Source organism: Acinetobacter sp. YH01009, assembly GCF_013420765.1.
GTDB lineage: Bacteria > Pseudomonadota > Gammaproteobacteria > Pseudomonadales > Moraxellaceae > Acinetobacter > Acinetobacter amyesii.
Genome location: NZ_VOYE01000004.1, coordinates 157,090 through 174,529, shown reverse-complemented (window position 1 = coordinate 174,529; position 17,440 = coordinate 157,090). Strand labels below are relative to the sequence as shown.

The window sequence follows — 17,440 nt, the reverse complement described above, 5'->3', positions numbered from 1 at the left end:
ACTGAGGATCAGAAAGCTTGTTTGAATCGATGTATTTCATCCGCAGATTATGCACGAATGCTAAGAAATCCGGAGTGCAAATATTAACCAAAAAGAAGATCGTTTTTTGATTTATGAAAGAGATCTAATTTTCATTTCCAGCTTCAGCATAATATTTTAATGCAGAATCTAAATTTTTATCGACATAAATTCCATTCTCATAAAAATTCCCAAGCTCATTTTTAGCATAACTACTAATATTATTTACGTTTTCTAAAGTTAATAATTTTTTATATGCTTTTTCATACTTTTTCTTTTCAAGCAGACCTTTATACTCATTCAAAATATTTTTTTCTTGCTGTTCGGATAAAATTAATGGTTCAGATGAGCTTGATGAACAAGAGCTTAAAAAAAATACTATAACTAAAGGTAAAAAATATAATCTAAAGTTCATAACTAATCCGTGAATTCAATATCACTTATTTCTTAATATTTTATAAAAGTCGTTTAAACCTAATAACAGATTAAACTTACAATATTCTAATTAATCAAATTTAAACACGTATAAAATTCGCAATATACTTTTAATAATAAAATAAGGGCTGATAAATCAGCCCTTATTTTCAACTACTTAATCAATTAAGACAATTGAGCAGCAGCAATTTTCTTAGTATCAACATCTTTAGAAGCGTCAGTATAGTCGCTCATTTTGTCGAAGCTTAAGTATTGGTAGATGTCAGCAGACATGCTATCAATTTGAGCTGCGTATTCTTGGTACTCAGCTGGAGTTGGTAATTTACCAAGTACAGCAGCAACAGAAGCAAGCTCAGCAGAAGCTAAGTAAACGTTCGCACCTTGACCTAGACGGTTCGGGAAGTTACGAGTAGAAGTCGATACACAAGTAGTGTTCGGAGCTACACGTGCTTGGTTACCCATACATAATGAACAACCTGGCATTTCTGTACGAGCGCCAGCTTTACCATAGATGTTGTAGAAACCTTCTTCCATCAATTGACGTTCGTCCATACGAGTTGGAGGAGCCAACCATAGACGAGTAGATAAAGAACCACCAGGAACTTTGTCTAGAAGTTTACCAGCCGCACGGAAGTGACCAATGTTAGTCATACATGAACCAACGAATACTTCGTCAATTTTTGTACCAGCAACGTCAGAAAGCAATTTAGCGTCATCTGGGTCGTTCGGGCAGCAAAGAACTGGTTCAGTAATTGTAGAAAGGTCAATTTCATACACTTTAGTGTATTCAGCATCTGGATCTGCTTTGATTAGGCTTGGGTTCGCTAACCATTTCTCCATGTTTTCTACACGGCGCGCCATAGTACGAGCATCGCCATAACCTTCAGAAATCATCCATTTCAACATAGTAATGTTTGATTTAAGGTATTCAGCAACTTTCTCTTCAGAAAGCGTGATAGAACAACCAGCAGCTGAACGTTCAGCAGAAGCGTCAGAAAGTTCGAACGCTTGCTCAACAGTAAGGTCAGTTTCCATTTCTGTAAGGTCGATCTCAAGGATACGGCCAGAGAAGATGTTCTTCTTACCTTTTTTCTCTACAGTTAAGTCGCCTTCTTGGATCGCAACGTAAGGAATCGCATGTACTAGGTCACGTAGAGTGATACCAGGTTGCATTTTACCTTTGAACTTAACAAGAACAGACTCAGGCATGTCTAGTGGCATAACGCCAGTTGCAGCAGCAAACGCTACAAGACCAGAACCCGCTGGGAATGAAATACCGATTGGGAAACGAGTATGCGAGTCACCACCAGTACCAACTGTATCTGGAAGAAGCATACGGTTTAACCAAGAGTGGATAATACCATCACCTGGACGTAGAGAAACACCACCACGGTTCATAATGAAATCAGGAAGCGTGTGCTGCATTTGAACGTCAACTGGTTTTGGATACGCAGCTGTATGACAGAAAGATTGCATAACTAGGTCAGCAGAGAAGCCTAGGCAAGCAAGATCTTTAAGTTCGTCACGAGTCATTGGACCTGTTGTATCTTGAGAACCAACAGTAGTCATCTTAGGTTCACAGTAAGTACCTGGAAGTACACCTTGACCTTCAGGAAGACCACAAGCGCGACCAACCATTTTTTGAGCTTGAGTGAAGCCTTTACCAGTAGCTGCAGGTTGAACTGGAGTACGGAATAAAGTTGAAGGTGCAAGACCAAGAGCTTCACGAGCTTTAGTTGTTAAACCACGACCAACGATAAGGTTGATACGGCCACCAGCACGTACTTCATCTAAAAGAACTGGAGTTTTAAGTTCAGATTCAGCGATTTGAACGCCGTCTTTGAACGCCGTTACTTTAGCAGCAGCGTGGTCGATTTTAAGCGTGATTTCGTCGCCCATGTTCATGTTTTGAACATCGATTTCTACTGGCAATGCACCAGCATCTTCCATAGTGTTGAAGAAAATCGGAGCGATTTTAGAACCTAAGCAATAACCACCGTCTTTTTTGTTCGGAATGTGAGCAATTTCGTCACCAAAGAACCAAAGTACAGAGTTAGTTGCTGACTTACGAGAAGAACCAGTACCAACAACGTCACCTACGTAAGCAACTTGGTTGCCTTTCGCGATAAGCTCTTTGATTTGGCTAAGTGGACCAACTTCGCCAGGAACTTCTGGATTGATACCGTCACGTACGTTTTTAAGCATTGCGTTAGCATGTAACGGAATGTCTGGACGGCTCCACGCGTCTTGTGCAGGTGACAAGTCGTCTGTGTTCGTTTCGCCAGTTACTTTGAAAACTGTAAGTTTGATTTCTTCAGGAACGTCTTTACGGCTAGTGAACCATTCAGCATCTGCCCAAGATTGCATAACTGCTTGTGCATTCGCATTGCCCGCTTTTGCTTTATCAGCAACGTCGTGGAACGCATCAAATACAAGAAGAGTTTTCTTAAGTGCGTCAGCAGCTAATTCAGCAAGCTCTGCATCATCAAGAAGTGCAACTAAAGGAGCAACGTTATAACCACCAAGCATAGTACCTAGTAGGTAAACCGCACGTTCTTTAGTTACTAGTGGAGAAGTCGCTTCACCTTTTGCCAAAGCAGCTAAGAAAGCAGCTTTAACGTATGCAGCTTGGTCAACACCCGCTGGAACACGGTTTTCTAGTAAATCAACTAAAAATGCTTCTTCGCCAGCTGGTGGGTTTTTTAATAATTCAACTAATGCAGCTGTTTGAGCATCGTCAAGTGGCTTCGGTGGGACTCCGAGTGCGGCACGTTCTTCAACGTGTTGGCGGTAAGCTTCTAGCACGGTGTTATTCCTCTTTTTTAAAAAATTATTTACGCATTCCTGCTTTAAATAAAGCTACGCAAATAATATGGACTGCTAAATTTTACTAAAATTCCAGTTAAAAGTTAATGCACTACAAGTGTTTCTTCGTGATGCCCGTTATTTTATAAATAAATGATCCTCATATCGTTTATACATTAAGCAAAATCAATACTTAGAACACGCTTTTCTTGCGCATATTAACTTTTGACTAAAATTAACCATCAAAAAACAGGCAACTAAATGTTGCCTGTTTTTATCAGTATTGGATATTCCACCTTAGTGGACAGTGGTTGCAGTGATATATTGCTGAAGTTCCGCTCGATCGCCTGTAAATCTGAGGCACCATTCGTCCTGACATGTGGTTTGATGTTGATTACTTGCAAAGCTGATATCGACCAAATAGCGTTGAGAAAATTCATCTATTTTTTGGCGTAATGTGACTTTATCTCCAATGCTGAGCACGTAGTTCCCACCACCGATAATTGCTACGCCTTGTTCATCTTCTAGGAGTAGATCTGAGTGATGCATATAACCTATAACGTCCATATTCTGCTCCTCTACTGTTTTTTATTCTCCATTTCATTATTCATTAAAAAGATTTGCTTTTCTATATTTATGATTTAGCAAGTTGTCACAATTTGTATTCCGCTCTGCTTAGGCTATTTTAAAATCTTTAAGCATCTCATATTCAAAGTAACCCGAAGATAAATATGCATTCGCAAAATAAGCATGAACTCCATCATATGGCTAAACAACGGATAGTTGCCCTGTTGTAACTACTCACTGCTGAATAGAGCCTTTAGGTTTTGCTTTACGCGCTTTCTCGCATAAAAAACCGTTCCTTAGAACGGTTTATAATCTGGCATTTCGGTATGCGGTGTTGCGATACATTTTTCAGTAAACTCAGCACGAATTTTTTCACGTGCTGTTTCAACATCAGTATTAATCTCAGCTTGCGGCAAGGCATAAACTTCATCAATGATGTTCAGGATAAATCCTTTGGTGGTTTCATCCTCAATTTTGTTGGCATGCTCAACTGCTTTGTCTTTTTCAATTGCATTTTGACGATCTAACATAATCGTACGTGCAGCATTACCTACACTGCGGCAGTAACCCTGCCACTGCTCTTCAGGGGTTAATGGTTTTTTTTCAGCACAGCCGACCAAAGCCACCATAACGGATAAAGCAAATAACTTTTTCATGAACTTCTCCTTACGAGGGGCAATATAAAAGATCGTAATGGATTTGTCATTTAAATTAGTCGCAACCGAACAAACAAAAAAAGCCCTTTCGGGCCTTTTTTATAAGTTTGCATTAACCACAAGTTGCTTGAATAATCTTTTGATTGATTGGATTTACAGTAACAGTTACGCGCTCTACACGATAATCCATTGTCACAGGCTGCCCAGGTTTGACTAGACGGACAATTTGAGCTTGGCTAATCGCCTTGATCTGATCTTCTGTCAATTTTGCTTGACCAATCAGAGTGTTGGCCTTTTCAGGTACACATTGGGTCTGACTACTACGGAATAATGCCCATTCTTCAACCACTTGCCCGTTTGGCAGATGGCAATACCCCACCTGACCATTTGCTTCATCACGAATCTCAAGTTTACCTTTTTGCTCTACACAATATTGGCTGGCTGGATTTGCTATACCAATTTTTTCTGGCATATTTTCAGTTTGCTGTGTTGTGCTACAACCCGCCATAAGTGCTGTCAGTGCAACTAAAATCCATATATTTTTCATCATGTCTATTTCTGAATATAAAAATTTAACTTATCAAGTTTGTGGTAAATAAACGAGTTGTTTATTGCAGTTTTTAGCAAGCACTCTTTTTCTGTGATTGGGTGTGATATCCAAATTGGGCAACAACACATCCATTGTTCAATAATTAGGAAATCCATGAAAGAAGAATAAAGGATTAAGCTGTATTGGGTTATGAAACCCGTTAAAAACCATTGCTGAACGTTGTCGGGGTAACAAACTAGGATAGAGATTCTATTTAATTGCTGGAATCTATAATTTGGAACTGCGTAAAAATGACTTATAAAAGAGGTCTATTAATTGAGTAAGATATAATCTTACTTCAACAAAGTTATACATAAGTTACTAACATGCTTAATATTTCAGCTCAATCTTAGATTTTTTTCGACTTAATGCTATGACCGAGATTTATCGACATCTAAACCAAAATATATTAAGGCCAATGATTTCGACAAGACTGAAGTATCTATTACGCTCACAATATTTAGTTTTGCTGCGCTAAAAAAGCTTGAATCGCCTGCTGTGCAATTTCAGCATCCTGAAAAGACTTTACGCCAGACACGCCCATTGCACCAACCAACTGCCCTTCATACATAATCGGCTCACCGCCTTCCAGCATGCCTGAAAAGGTATCCATGGTCAGAAAGCCCATTTGACCGCCTTTAATAATGTCTTCAAAAAGTTTTGAAGGACGGCGGCTAATCGCAGAACATTTGGCTTTTTCTAAGCATAGGTTTGCTGTCATTGGCGATGCACCATCCATGCGTTTCATCGCTAACAAATTGCCTGTCTCATCCGTAACCGCAATGCTGACATTAAAACCATTTTCGACTGCATAAGCATGTGCTGTGTTTAGTAAAAATTCTGCATCTGCCAAAGTTAAATAATGCTTGGTTTTCATTTAAAAATCCTTCTCTTAAAAAACTGAACTTAAAACAACAAAAAAAGCCCACAGCAGGCTGCGGGCTTTATTCTAAAGCAGAATTTACCAATTTAAATGAAAATTACTTCATTTTGGCAAAAACTTCTTTCGCCATTTCAATGGTAAATGCAATATCTTCATCGCTATGCGCGCTTGAGAAGAAACCTGCTTCAAATGCTGAAGGTGCTAAGTTTACACCGCGCTGTAACATACCGTGGAAGAAAGTACGGAAAGCATCTACATCACATTTCAGAATTGAATCAAAACCGGTGATTTCAGTTTGATCAGTGAAATAAATACCGAACATGCCGCCCACTTGCTGCGTAAAGAACGGAATGCCCGCTTCGTCTGCAGCTGCCTGTAAACCAGCAAGCAAACCTGCCAATTTTTCAGTCAAAGTTTCATAGAAGCCCGGCTGACGCAAATGTTTAAACATCTCAATACCGGCACGCATAGCCAATGGGTTACCAGACAATGTACCTGCTTGATAGACCTTGCCCAGTGGTGCAATGCATTCCATCACTTCGCGTTTACCCCCAAATGCGCCAACTGGCAGGCCAGCACCAATAATTTTACCCAACGTGGTTAAATCAGGTGTTACGCCATAATGTGCTTGCGCACCGCCAAGACCGACACGGAAACCTGTCATTACTTCATCAATGATAAAGACCGAACCATGCTCATCACACACATCGCGAATTGCTTGCAAGAAACCCTCTATAGGTTTCACCAAGTTCATGTTGCCTGCAACTGGCTCGACAATTACACCTGCAATTTCTGAACCGAATTTTGCAAAGCATTCTTTAAGCATCGCAATATCGTTATACGGCAGTGTTAAGGTATGTTTAGCGAAATCAGCTGGAACACCTGCAGAAGTTGCTTCACCCTCACCCTTTGTCAACAAGCCTGAACCCGCTTTAACCAAGAGTGAATCTGAGTGACCGTGGTAGCAACCTTCAAATTTTACAATCTTGTCACGGCCGGTATAGCCACGAGCAAGACGAATGGCTGTCATAGTCGCTTCAGTCCCTGAATTAGTCATACGAACCAATTCAATAGACGGCATAATTTCGCAAATAATATCCGCCAAAGTCGTTTCATGAACGGTTGGCGCACCAAAACTTAAACCATCAACAGCCGCTTCTTGAACCGCTTTAATAATGTCGGGCTGCGCATGACCTAAAATCATTGGGCCCCAAGAGCCGACATAGTCGACATAGCGTTTTCCGTCTACGTCATAGAGATATGCGCCTTGCGCTTTTTCGATAAATACCGGTGTACCGCCTACACCATTAAATGCGCGTACAGGAGAGTTTACGCCGCCAGGAATATGCTTGCTGGCTTGTTTAAATAATTGTTCTTGCTTAGCAGATAAGCTCATAAAAATTCTCTACTTATTCAATCTAAAAAATAAAATTAAGCTTGTTCAGCAAAAAGCTCAGACCATTCATAAACACGACTGCTTACAGCAGACATTGAACGACCTAATACATCACTAATCACAGCACAAAGATCAGCACCCGCTTCAATCACTTCAGCAGAATTTTCTACAGTTAAACCACCAATTGCACAAATAGGTACATTTAGTTTCGCTTTGGCTTGTTTTAGCGTTTCTAAGCCAATATTGCCTGCTTCAGGCTTAGTTTCAGTCGCAAAAATGGCGCCAAAAGCCACATAGTTTGCACCGTCTGCAATCGCCTGCTCAGCCAGTTCTAAAGAATTATTACAGCTTCGACCGATCAAAACATTTTTAGGTAAACGTGCTACAGCTTCAGCAATTGAACCGTCATCTTGCCCTAAATGTACACCCACACCATATTGAACTGCAGTTTCTAAATCGTCATTAATAACAAAAGGCACTTTGTATTGATTACACATATTTTTCATGTATTCAATTTCATAAGCCTGATCTTCCTTTGCCACTTTTTTACGGCGATATTGCAAAACAGCAACTTCATAAGTTGCCATCGCGCCTTCGAGTTTGGCTAAAAGCAATTCGATAGGATCATCATTGGTAATGAGGTATAAACCACGCATAGTTCAATCACAACTTAAAACTTTTGAATATTATAACGATTAGGTCTATGAAATGTTGCTTGGGGCATAAAATTTTAATGCTTTGCCGCTGAGAAAGTTATATTCCTTTTCACAGGACTGCTTATATAAATGTTTAATTGAATTTTCTGTAGAAAATGGCAAAAAATACCTATTTTCAAGTATAGAACAAAACTGATACAAATTATTTAATACTGCAACAGAAGAACACAAAACGCAGCGCATAAAAACACAACACTTTATAAAAATAATAATGAGTAACCTATTAGACTTTTTGGTGCTTGGTAAGAAACGTTTTGGGGAGCGTTCAGAGCATCAAAAAGTCTAGCCTATTTTTTTTGTGAACATTTTTGTGGTTAAATCTTTCAAACAATAGACCTTTTCTAAGGCCATAAAAAAAGCCTAGAGAAGGTCACTCTAGGCTTGGAAAACTGGGGTTTATCGTCTATTTATCTTTCAGATAAACAGTGAATAAACAATATGAACATTATTAGACTAATCACTCTAAACTTACAAGTCATTTACTCAAAAAAACTACGCCAAAATCAATATAAATTAAACGTTTGATTAATAAATAATTAACTATCAATCTTATCTAAATTACGGTCTTTTAAGCTTAAGTTCCCCTTCACAATATCAGACAGCATGCGCCAATCGGAAATAAAGCTGTATAAAGGCTGCTTGAAACTTGCCGGCTTATTTTTTTCAAAGAAAAAATGTCCGACCCATGCACAAGCATAGCCTGAAACCAGGCCATAAGCAAAATACTTTGGTTGTCTTTTTAAAATTGCTTTTGCAAAAAAATAGAGGCCTATACTGCTGCCGGTGGCATGTAAACGTCGACTCATGATATTTCGATGTTCAGTCAAATAAAACCGATAAAATTGCGAATACTCACGAATAGGTAACTGAAATTCGGGCTTTAAATCTCGATTAAACTCGGGTTGTACTTGTGAATTCATGTTGTGCTCATCCTGAACTTATTTTAACCAACATAGCTTAAAACTCTCCCACTTTAAAGGCGTAAAATTTTATTTTGATCCCATGAAAATCGAACCATTGTGAATTATACAATTGATGGAATATCCATCTTTTAAAACTTTTCTTAGTCCCAAAGCTGAGTTTTCAAATCCGTCAAGTCTTACTTCTCAACTGTTTTTCGCTACAATCGATACGCGTTTAGCTGATAGAAAATTTACGCGCATTTTAGTTTTTCATTTTTATAAAAATTTAAAGATCGCTTCATGCCAGATCATGAAGTTGTGACATCAGGACAGAAAACCATGGTTGAAGTTGAATTAAAGTTCCAGATTCCAGAAGCACGTCGAACTGCATTATTAAAAGCACTCGATCCAAAAAAATCGGAACAAATTCAACTTAAAGCTAAATATTTTGATACCCCAGATCGACAAATGGCCCAGCAGCATGCAGCCTTGCGTCAACGTTTAGAAGGAACGCGCTGGATTCAAACCTTGAAAGCTGCTGGTAAAAGTCACATTGAACGGTTTGAACATAATTTAGATTTGGGTGAATTTGAACAAGCCCCTGCCCTAGATTTATCTGTTTATAGCAATGAAGCTGAAGTTCAGTCGGTTTTAAAAACCACTTTAGGTGATCAGCAAGATTCGCTACAACTTCAGTTTGAAACTGAGATTCTGAGAACTTATCGCGTCATAGAGTTTGAAGATGCCAAGATCGAAGTTAGCTTAGATATCGGCTGTATCCGTAGCAACAATACAGAAACAGAGGTTCACGAAGTTGAATTTGAACTTAAAAGTGGCTCTATTCAATCACTCCTTGCCTTTAGTTTTGAATGGGTTAAAAAGTACCATTTGTGGTTAGATGTTCGTAGTAAAGCTGAAATCGGGAATTTGCTAGCATTGAATCAAACGGTGAGTCCAGCAGTTGAGGCTAAAGAATTTCAACTCAGTAAAAAAGATACTGCCGCAAAAAACTTACGACTTTTAATTGCACAGGACATGCAGCACCTTCTGCCTAATATTGCCGCAATTTCTGCAGGCGTTGCTCAGGCAGAGCACATTATACAAGCTCAGAAAGCACTCCATCATTTACAATTAACCATTTCGCTGTTTAAAGATTGGAACAGTGATATCGTTGAAAAATGGGCTGTGCAATTGGGTGCATTTAAGCAGCAATTTGAACAATTACACCATTTTGAACACATGCAAAATACCTTGGGTGGCCTTTTACAAAACCCAACGACCTCAGAAAATTTAACCAAAGATATTTTGTATGCCAAAGAGAAGTTAGGCAATTTGGTTAAATCGACTCAAAATGTGCATCATTATCTTGAGCTTTTAATGTTTAGTTTGAAAGTCGATGAAGCACCGCAACAACATGATTTTAAATGGTATGCTCAAACTACCCTTCAAAACCAATATAAAGCCCTGCAAGAGGCTTTAAATGATGCCGACATTAACAATTTTGAAAGCTTAGATGTGCTTTCTCAGCGCATACAAGAGCTTAAATTTAGCTTCCCAATTTTGACGTCTATTTATGATGTAAAAAACTTGCAGAAATATAGTAAAGCGCTCAATGATGCACAAGTCGCGGCTCAGGAATATCAAGTCCTTTCCTCTTCTGCACAATATATTCAGCAAACAGAGCTGGAAGCTAGTGATTGGTTTGTTCTCGGCTGGTTGACTGCAAAACAAGAGGTTTATGCAGATAAGCTATTAGAAGCGACCGAGCAATTCCTTGTCAGTCGAAAACTCATTAAATAAAACCTAAGGGAGATTCAATGAGTCTCCCTTTTTTATTTGTATCCTACATTGTCATATAGATATTCATTTGTTGAACATTCAGGTTCATAGTCGGCTATTTTCAATTCATCATTTCCTTAGTTTGACTCAGTTACATTGAAATATTTTGAGAAGCTATTATTTTTGTTTTCTGGATAAAAACTTTTAAAATAAGCTATCTGAAAACTTAGATTCAGGGTGGTTTTATGTTGAAAAGTCACATACCTGTAATTTATCCCCTATTTTCATTTTCACTTATTTTTATATTTTTCCCAATACTGAGTGCTTGTAGTGAACAACATAAGCCTGTGCAAAGTACCGAATTAAGGCGCACGGCATCCTTACAAGTCGAAAAGCCGCTTTCTCCAACTCAAAACTTTGATCAGACACGACGAACCTTTAAAGTCCTGCGCAATAATAATGAGGACTATGGTGATGAGTCTTACCAAATCAAAACCGATGCTGGCACACTGAGTATTTACAGCATGAACTTGAATCCGCAACAAGGTCAGCTACTATCTAGCGTCAAGTCTGGAGAATGTCTCACCCTATCGAGTCAAAGCGACAATTTAATTGCGGTTGACGGTTATATCAGTGTGATGGAATTGGGCGACATTAAAATTCATCCCTGCAAATAAACTTCAATATAGTATTTGCATATCAGTCATTCAAAAAAACTAAGAAAATTGCCTTAAGGCTACACTGCTATTGGGGGTTTAATTCATAATCCATACTGATTTAACCTTGTGCTAATAACCCCCATGATTTCATGGCATTACTCACCATGCGTTGTAATTGTGTCAAGGCCATACCATCACGTGCTTGTATCGTCATCCCTTGCAATAAGGTCATATAAAAATCAGTCAATTGCTCTGCATGAGCCAAACTTTCAATTTCGGCATTTGCCATAGTGGCTATTTTCACATTAGGGCGTGGATTACATAATCCAAAGCATCCTTGTGCAGCGAACTAAATTCACGTTCTAAGTAATATCGTCAACATATTTAATTAACTGATGTTACGCACGTAAAAGTAATTACGCATTTTTAAAATGATTTTTAAGTCTATTCGACGGAGTCTTACATCTAGGGTTTAAATAAAGGGATTAGCCTTCGGCTGGAAGTACTTTTGTTTCGGCAAAAGTACCCAAAACCATTGTCATCCGCAAAACTCGTTCACTAGCGTCTACTTATTCAAAGTATCGCAAAAACATCTTTAAATAGATGTAGTTCTGTCTCAAACACTTGCGGATGACGTTGCCGCGTATCGCTCTTTTATTTGAATCAAATGGCGCTTCTGATGTTACTGCGTAACATCAGTAATTAACGATATTTATTAATTAACGATATTTCCCAAAGATTTTCCACGTATTGTTATCTGCTAAAGGGTCACTATAGCTATCGCTACGGGCTTTACGTGGTTTGTCACGGGCATCCACCAATTTAAACTCGTTTTCGACACTAAGTACAATGCCATTCACATAAAAACGAGTACGGGTATAATCACTTTGCCCATGTTGAAATACATAGGTTCTGAGGTCAATAAATTCACGGTGTCCGACCAAGGCTGCAGTGTCATCGCTGTCTAGCCAATGTCGCATCGCTTGAATTTGATCTGCTTCAAACTGCCCACATTTTTCAACTAAGCTGGCAATACCACGAAAGGTTTTAGATTCTTTCGCACGTGTTTTGTTGATTCGAATACGATCCACATGAAAATAAAAAAGCGGCAGATTCAAATGACTCGGCAAATGGATTGCATCAAGGACTTCATCTTCCACAAAGGGTTGAAATAAGTCTTGAGCACGTTCAATTAAGCCTGTCCACTGTGCATAATATTCGGCTACTTCAGACTGTGTACCATAATAAATGGGCAGCCCTTCTACATTGGCTAAGGTTGAGGGCGGCCAAATATTTTGTCGAAGTAATGCAATATCACTTTTCAGACTTTGCACTGCGATTGCGTCTTGCATGAAGCATTCCATTTTACTTAGGCTATTTTTAGATTAAGTCAAAGGTTTAGTTTCTGCAAGGCTTTGCCTATAATACTGCATTAGATTTTTATGCTAGGACACATTCATGGTTCAAAAGATTGAAGCTACTGATGTAACCGAAGAAGAAGCGTTGAATGCAGCTTTCTTTGAACGTGCGGATGAATTTATTAAACAAGCCAATGAATTTTGTCGTGTTGAAAAAGGTTCTCAAGTTAAACCTGCAGAAATGCGCGGCCAAGTGAGTGCTGCCATGTTATTTGGTACTGCTCGCTTTAATACTTGGGTTGCTGCAAATGGCTTCAAAGATGGCAAAGAAATGCGTGATGCCAAAGATCAAGTGATGTCTTATATTCTTCAACAATTTCAAATGATGCTTGAAGATAATTATGATGAATATTGCGAACAGTTTGAAAACTATCTTCGCTTCCGTCATAACGAAGAATTCCATGCAAATAAGCATGATGACCACCACGATCATCAGCATTAATCAAAAGCCCTTCGGGGCTTTTTTTATACAACTTCTCTTTCACAAAGCTTTGATTTAATATTCAGTCATAACGTTGTATTTTCATCATTCAAACTATTTTCAGTACCTTGCGTATTCGGAAATACAATGAAATACGCAAGAAATGGACATGGTTTTAAGGACAAGGATAGCAATGCAGACGCTCGATTTTGCCATCGTGGATTCACATATACATCAATGGGATCCATACAATACCCCACATGCCGCTTCACTTGCCGTGAAATTATTGGGTAAACATCCCTACTTGCTCGACAAAATGATGCGCTTAGTTAAGCCGCAAGAGTTAATTGACACAGTTGGTTTAACCAAACATGTGACGACACCGTATTTGCCTGAAAATTATAAGCAAGATGCAGGACATTATCTGGTCGATCAAATCGTACATGTAGAAGCGAGCTGGCATGACCATAAAGGCAAAGGGGTGGTTGGTGAAACAAAGTTTATTGAATCTTTAGACTTTAATGCTCAAAAGATTAAACTTGGCGCCATAGTCGGCACTGCAGACCCATGTGACAGTAGTTTTAAGAAAATTCTTAAAATGCATAAACAAGCCTCCCCACATTTTCGTGGCATACGAAAAATGGCAGCTGTACATGAAGACCCAAAAGTTCACGCATGGACCAATGAGCCCCATCTCTATACCAATAAAAAATTTATGAAAGGTTTTGAAGCCCTTGCTCAAATGAATTTAAGTTTTGATGCATGGGTTTATTCAGACCAAATTCGTGATTTAACCGCTTTAGCACGTGCTTTCCCTGAAACATCTATCGTTCTGGATCATTTTGGGACACCTGTCGGTGCCTTTGGACCTGTCGGCTCACATACAGGCTTAACCCAAACTTCACGTGACAATATCTTGTTTCGTTGGAAAGATGATTTAGCTGAACTGGCAAGTTGCCCAAATGTTTATACCAAAATGTCTGGATTATTCATGCCGGTGCTGGGTCATCAGTTTCATAAAGAACAACGCCTTGCATCCAAACAAGAGATTTTCGATTGCGCCTTTCCGCTTATTTCTCATGCTCTACAATGCTTTGGGAAATACCGTGTGATGTTTGGCTCTAACTTCCCGATGGATAGTGTGAGTGCATCCTTGGTGAATATTATTGACGCCTTTTCAGATGCGGTCGCGAGTTATGATCCTGATGCACTGACTTTAGTCTTCCAACAAAATGCCCGTCAGTTCTACCGCCTATAAGTTCGTTAAGAAAATCTTGCTATCAAGTTATCCATTGCAGCTCAAAAAAAATCCTCCATCTGGAGGATTTTTTTATTCGGTTTATTTTTGAGTAGATTTTACGGCTTGACCATATTGGTCAGACATCACCTCAACCAAATGTTCAGGTTGAATATATTTTGTGATGACAGCATCAACATCCGCTTTGGTCAAACTAGCAATGCGTTGATCACGCTTTTCACGATAGTTTAAATCACGACCTTTTTCTAACTGTGGAATCAACATACTATGAATGCGACGGTCATCTTCAAGTGCAGTTAAACGCTTTTTCAAAATACTGGCTTTGGCCGCTTCTACTTCCTGTTCCGTCACGCCATTTTTCAATAAGTTTTGCAACACTTTATGAACAGACTGAGAAACTTGTGCTGATTTACCCGCAGTGTAGTTTGCATCAATACTCAGTACACCTGAATTCACCCATTCATCAAAATTAATGTCTGCACTAAAACCATAAACCAGTGCATTCTTTTCACGTAACTCTTGGGCTAGACGTGAAGACAACTGTGAATCACCAAGTATGTGGCGTAATACTTGTAACGCAGGAGAATCGGTATGCTCTACACCTACAGGTAGAGTCATAATGGCTTGGTAACTACCAAACTCACGCTGTTCAGACAATGCATGCACTTTCTGTGCAGGATACGCTGTAAATGTAGACTCTAAGCGTTGATATGGCTCGCTGGTTTTCCAATCTGCAAATTCTTTTTTCAGAATTTTTTCTATTTGCTTGGTATCAAAATCACCTGTTACCGCAATTTGTGCGTGCTGTGTTTTAAAGAATTTTTGATGTAACTGCTGCACTTGATCACGTGTAGCCGACTCAATTTGTTTTTTCGCAAGTTCCGGTTCGAAGTGATAACGAATATCCCCCGGCTGATAGATCTCGACAATACGCGACAGAGTCATTGCTGCAACGGTATCCGGCTCTGTATAAGGTCGATCCAAACTCGACAAACTTTGCGCTTTGATTAAATCAAATTGTGATTGTTCAAATGCTGGTGCTTTAATAACATCAATGACATATTGCAAAAAGTCAGCAAATTTTTCTTTACGTGCAACCACTTGAATCATGAGACCATTATCATTTGCACTGACCGTTGCACCCCCACCAACATCAATAATTTTATCGGCAATTTTCTGCAAACTTTGATCTTTAGATGCACGGAACATGAGGTAAGCTGTCAAATCTAGTAACTCCCCTTTGTTCATTAAGCTTTGTGCTGTACCAAAATCCAAAGCAATCGTGGCATAGGTTTTGTCATCACGGGTTTTAGTTGGAAACAACGCATACTGAATGCCGTTTTTAAATTTAGCGCGCTGAATCTGCTTTTCTTTCTGATTTAAATATTGCTTAGACTCTGCAACATATTGCTTCACTTCAGCACGATAAACACTCGCATCTTTCAATGGCTCTTCTGCAGGCGCTTGCTGATCTAAAGTTTCAGCAGGTTTCGACGCAGCCTGTTGCTGTGCTTTCTTCTGGTCTTCAGGTGTTGGTAGAATATTTCCTGTGACACGGTATTCAGGCTTTAGAAAATCCTTATACACTTGATTCACGTCGCTTACACTCAGCTTTTGTACTTTATCTAAGTCTCGGAAATATTGAGACCAGTCCCCGTTATAAGCCACAGTATAAGAACTGAGACGTTCGCCAAGAGCCGTAGCGCTATTCTTAACATTGTCAGCCATATTTCGAGTCAAGCTTTTAACACGGTTTAGCTCAACATCATTAAAGGCTTTATTCTGCTCTACACCTTGTGCCAGACTGGTTACCACTTTGTTAGCATCATGACTTGGGCCATATATCGCCCCCATAAACACCAAATTAAAATCTTTATCTAACCATGTGGTGGATTGAACTGCGGTTGCTGTCCCTGTTTCCACCATGCTTTGATACAAATGTCCACTTGGCTGTAAGGTATACAAAGTTGGAGATACCGCCAAAGCAGTTTTAATCGGTTCGACTGCACCATTTAAATAAATATTAAATTTGCCAAAGTCACTACCCTTATGAACGGTAAATTCGCGTTGCTTTAATTTCGTTCCATCTAATTTAGGGACTTTGGCCTGTTCAGGAATTTGACGTGCGGCAATTGGGCTAAATTGTTGATCAATTTGTTTTAATACAGCCGCTTTATCAAACTTACCAGAAATCACCATCACTGCATTATTTGGCGCATACCAACGGCGATAGAACTGGTTTAATTCGTTCATATTGATCGATTGAAGTTCTTTCAAATCACCTATCGGTAAGCGGCCTAAAGATTGATTGCCATAGGCTTCTTTTAAAACTTGGTCGATTAACACTGAAAATGGCTGATCTAAACGAATTTCACGTTCACGCTTAACGATATCAATTTCTGTCGGTACAAATTTTTCCTGAAGTACCAATTTGTCCATCCGTTCTGCTTCCAAATGCAAAACTTGATCGATTGAACTTTGTTCAGGACGAATCACATTGGTGTATTTCGTTGAATAATAATCCGTACTGGCATTGGTCATCAGCGTGAATTGGTCTAAGCGACGCTGAAATTCATCACCTTTGACATTTTCAGTGCCTTTAAAGGCCAAATGTTCGAGCAAATGTGCCAAACCACCTTTGCCCGCAGGGTCATTTAAAGAACCCGTGAAATACACCGTATTCATAAACACTTTGCTTTCTTTATCGTTTTGCGCCAAAACCACACGAAAACCGTTATCTAATTTATATTCTTCAATGGCTTGTTCAGTTTTAACCAATACAGGTTGAGCAAAGAGGCTTGTACTTAAACCTGCAAAAAAAAGTGAAAGCGTTAAATGTTTAATACGCATGTAATTCAAGTGTCCTTTATATTTAGCATCGATCAGCGCAATGCTGTCGATCAGATTGGTTTTGATTTTATGCTGAGCTTTTCAGGAT

Annotated in this window: 16 protein-coding genes; 4 read left to right on the top strand and 12 right to left on the bottom strand. The window is 39.1% G+C overall.

The window, feature by feature from the left end:
- Positions 1-124: 124 nt before the first annotated feature.
- The 9 genes from FTT76_RS06600 to FTT76_RS06560 form a co-directional block, all read right to left on the bottom strand.
- The gene (locus FTT76_RS06600; RefSeq protein WP_180170696.1) at positions 125-433 is read right to left on the bottom strand and encodes an SEL1-like repeat protein; all 309 of its coding nucleotides are present in this window, start codon (positions 431-433) and stop codon (positions 125-127) included.
- Between the two features lie 185 nt (positions 434-618).
- Complete coding sequence (locus FTT76_RS06595) at positions 619-3,258, bottom strand: bifunctional aconitate hydratase 2/2-methylisocitrate dehydratase (RefSeq protein WP_180007287.1); 2,640 nt, start codon at positions 3,256-3,258, stop codon at positions 619-621.
- A 297-nt stretch (positions 3,259-3,555) separates the two neighbouring features.
- Entirely contained in the window at positions 3,556-3,825 is a 270-nt protein-coding gene (locus tag FTT76_RS06590) for a hypothetical protein (RefSeq protein WP_078193937.1), read from the bottom strand.
- Positions 3,826-4,121: 296 nt separating this feature from the next.
- A complete protein-coding gene (locus FTT76_RS06585) occupies positions 4,122-4,481 on the bottom strand; it encodes a hypothetical protein (RefSeq protein ID WP_180007288.1) in 360 nt (119 codons plus the stop codon).
- A gap of 112 nt (positions 4,482-4,593) precedes the next feature.
- Positions 4,594-5,031 (bottom strand): I78 family peptidase inhibitor, encoded by a 438-nt coding sequence (locus FTT76_RS06580; protein ID WP_180007289.1) that lies wholly within the window; start codon positions 5,029-5,031, stop codon positions 4,594-4,596.
- A 499-nt stretch (positions 5,032-5,530) separates the two neighbouring features.
- The gene (locus FTT76_RS06575) at positions 5,531-5,947 is read right to left on the bottom strand and encodes a heme-binding protein (protein ID WP_180007290.1); all 417 of its coding nucleotides are present in this window, start codon (positions 5,945-5,947) and stop codon (positions 5,531-5,533) included.
- A gap of 103 nt (positions 5,948-6,050) precedes the next feature.
- Positions 6,051-7,349: a glutamate-1-semialdehyde 2,1-aminomutase gene (gene hemL / locus FTT76_RS06570; protein ID WP_180007291.1), complete on the bottom strand. Its 1,299-nt coding sequence runs from the start codon at positions 7,347-7,349 to the stop codon at positions 6,051-6,053.
- 35 nt (positions 7,350-7,384) lie between these two features.
- Positions 7,385-8,005 (bottom strand): thiamine phosphate synthase, encoded by a 621-nt coding sequence (thiE, locus tag FTT76_RS06565; protein ID WP_078188828.1) that lies wholly within the window; start codon positions 8,003-8,005, stop codon positions 7,385-7,387.
- A gap of 596 nt (positions 8,006-8,601) precedes the next feature.
- Complete coding sequence (locus FTT76_RS06560; RefSeq protein WP_180007292.1) at positions 8,602-8,985, bottom strand: DUF962 domain-containing protein; 384 nt, start codon at positions 8,983-8,985, stop codon at positions 8,602-8,604.
- Between the two features lie 321 nt (positions 8,986-9,306).
- Between FTT76_RS06560 and FTT76_RS06555 the strand changes: the two genes are divergently transcribed.
- Both FTT76_RS06555 and FTT76_RS06550 read left to right on the top strand, forming a co-directional pair.
- Positions 9,307-10,767 (top strand): inorganic triphosphatase, encoded by a 1,461-nt coding sequence (locus tag FTT76_RS06555; protein WP_180007384.1) that lies wholly within the window; start codon positions 9,307-9,309, stop codon positions 10,765-10,767.
- Positions 10,768-10,991: 224 nt separating this feature from the next.
- The gene (locus FTT76_RS06550) at positions 10,992-11,423 is read left to right on the top strand and encodes a hypothetical protein (protein WP_168378945.1); all 432 of its coding nucleotides are present in this window, start codon (positions 10,992-10,994) and stop codon (positions 11,421-11,423) included.
- A 100-nt stretch (positions 11,424-11,523) separates the two neighbouring features.
- Here the strand turns inward: FTT76_RS06550 and FTT76_RS06545 are convergent, their stop codons facing one another.
- Complete coding sequence (locus FTT76_RS06545; RefSeq protein ID WP_180002979.1) at positions 11,524-11,694, bottom strand: hypothetical protein; 171 nt, start codon at positions 11,692-11,694, stop codon at positions 11,524-11,526.
- A gap of 430 nt (positions 11,695-12,124) precedes the next feature.
- Entirely contained in the window at positions 12,125-12,757 is a 633-nt protein-coding gene (locus FTT76_RS06540; RefSeq protein ID WP_180007293.1) for a hypothetical protein, read from the bottom strand.
- Between the two features lie 106 nt (positions 12,758-12,863).
- Here FTT76_RS06540 and FTT76_RS06535 point away from each other — a divergent pair, with 106 nt between their 5' ends.
- Positions 12,864-13,265 carry a DUF3144 domain-containing protein gene (locus FTT76_RS06535; protein ID WP_180007294.1) on the top strand — a complete coding sequence of 134 codons (402 nt, stop codon included), beginning with the start codon at positions 12,864-12,866 and terminating at the stop codon, positions 13,263-13,265.
- 172 nt (positions 13,266-13,437) lie between these two features.
- Positions 13,438-14,502, top strand: a complete 1,065-nt coding sequence (locus FTT76_RS06530) for an amidohydrolase (RefSeq protein ID WP_180007295.1) — start codon at positions 13,438-13,440, stop codon at positions 14,500-14,502.
- A gap of 81 nt (positions 14,503-14,583) precedes the next feature.
- Here FTT76_RS06530 and FTT76_RS06525 read toward each other — a convergent pair whose 3' ends face one another.
- Positions 14,584-17,352: a pitrilysin family protein gene (locus FTT76_RS06525; protein ID WP_180007296.1), complete on the bottom strand. Its 2,769-nt coding sequence runs from the start codon at positions 17,350-17,352 to the stop codon at positions 14,584-14,586.
- Between the last annotated feature and the right edge of the window lie 88 nt (positions 17,353-17,440).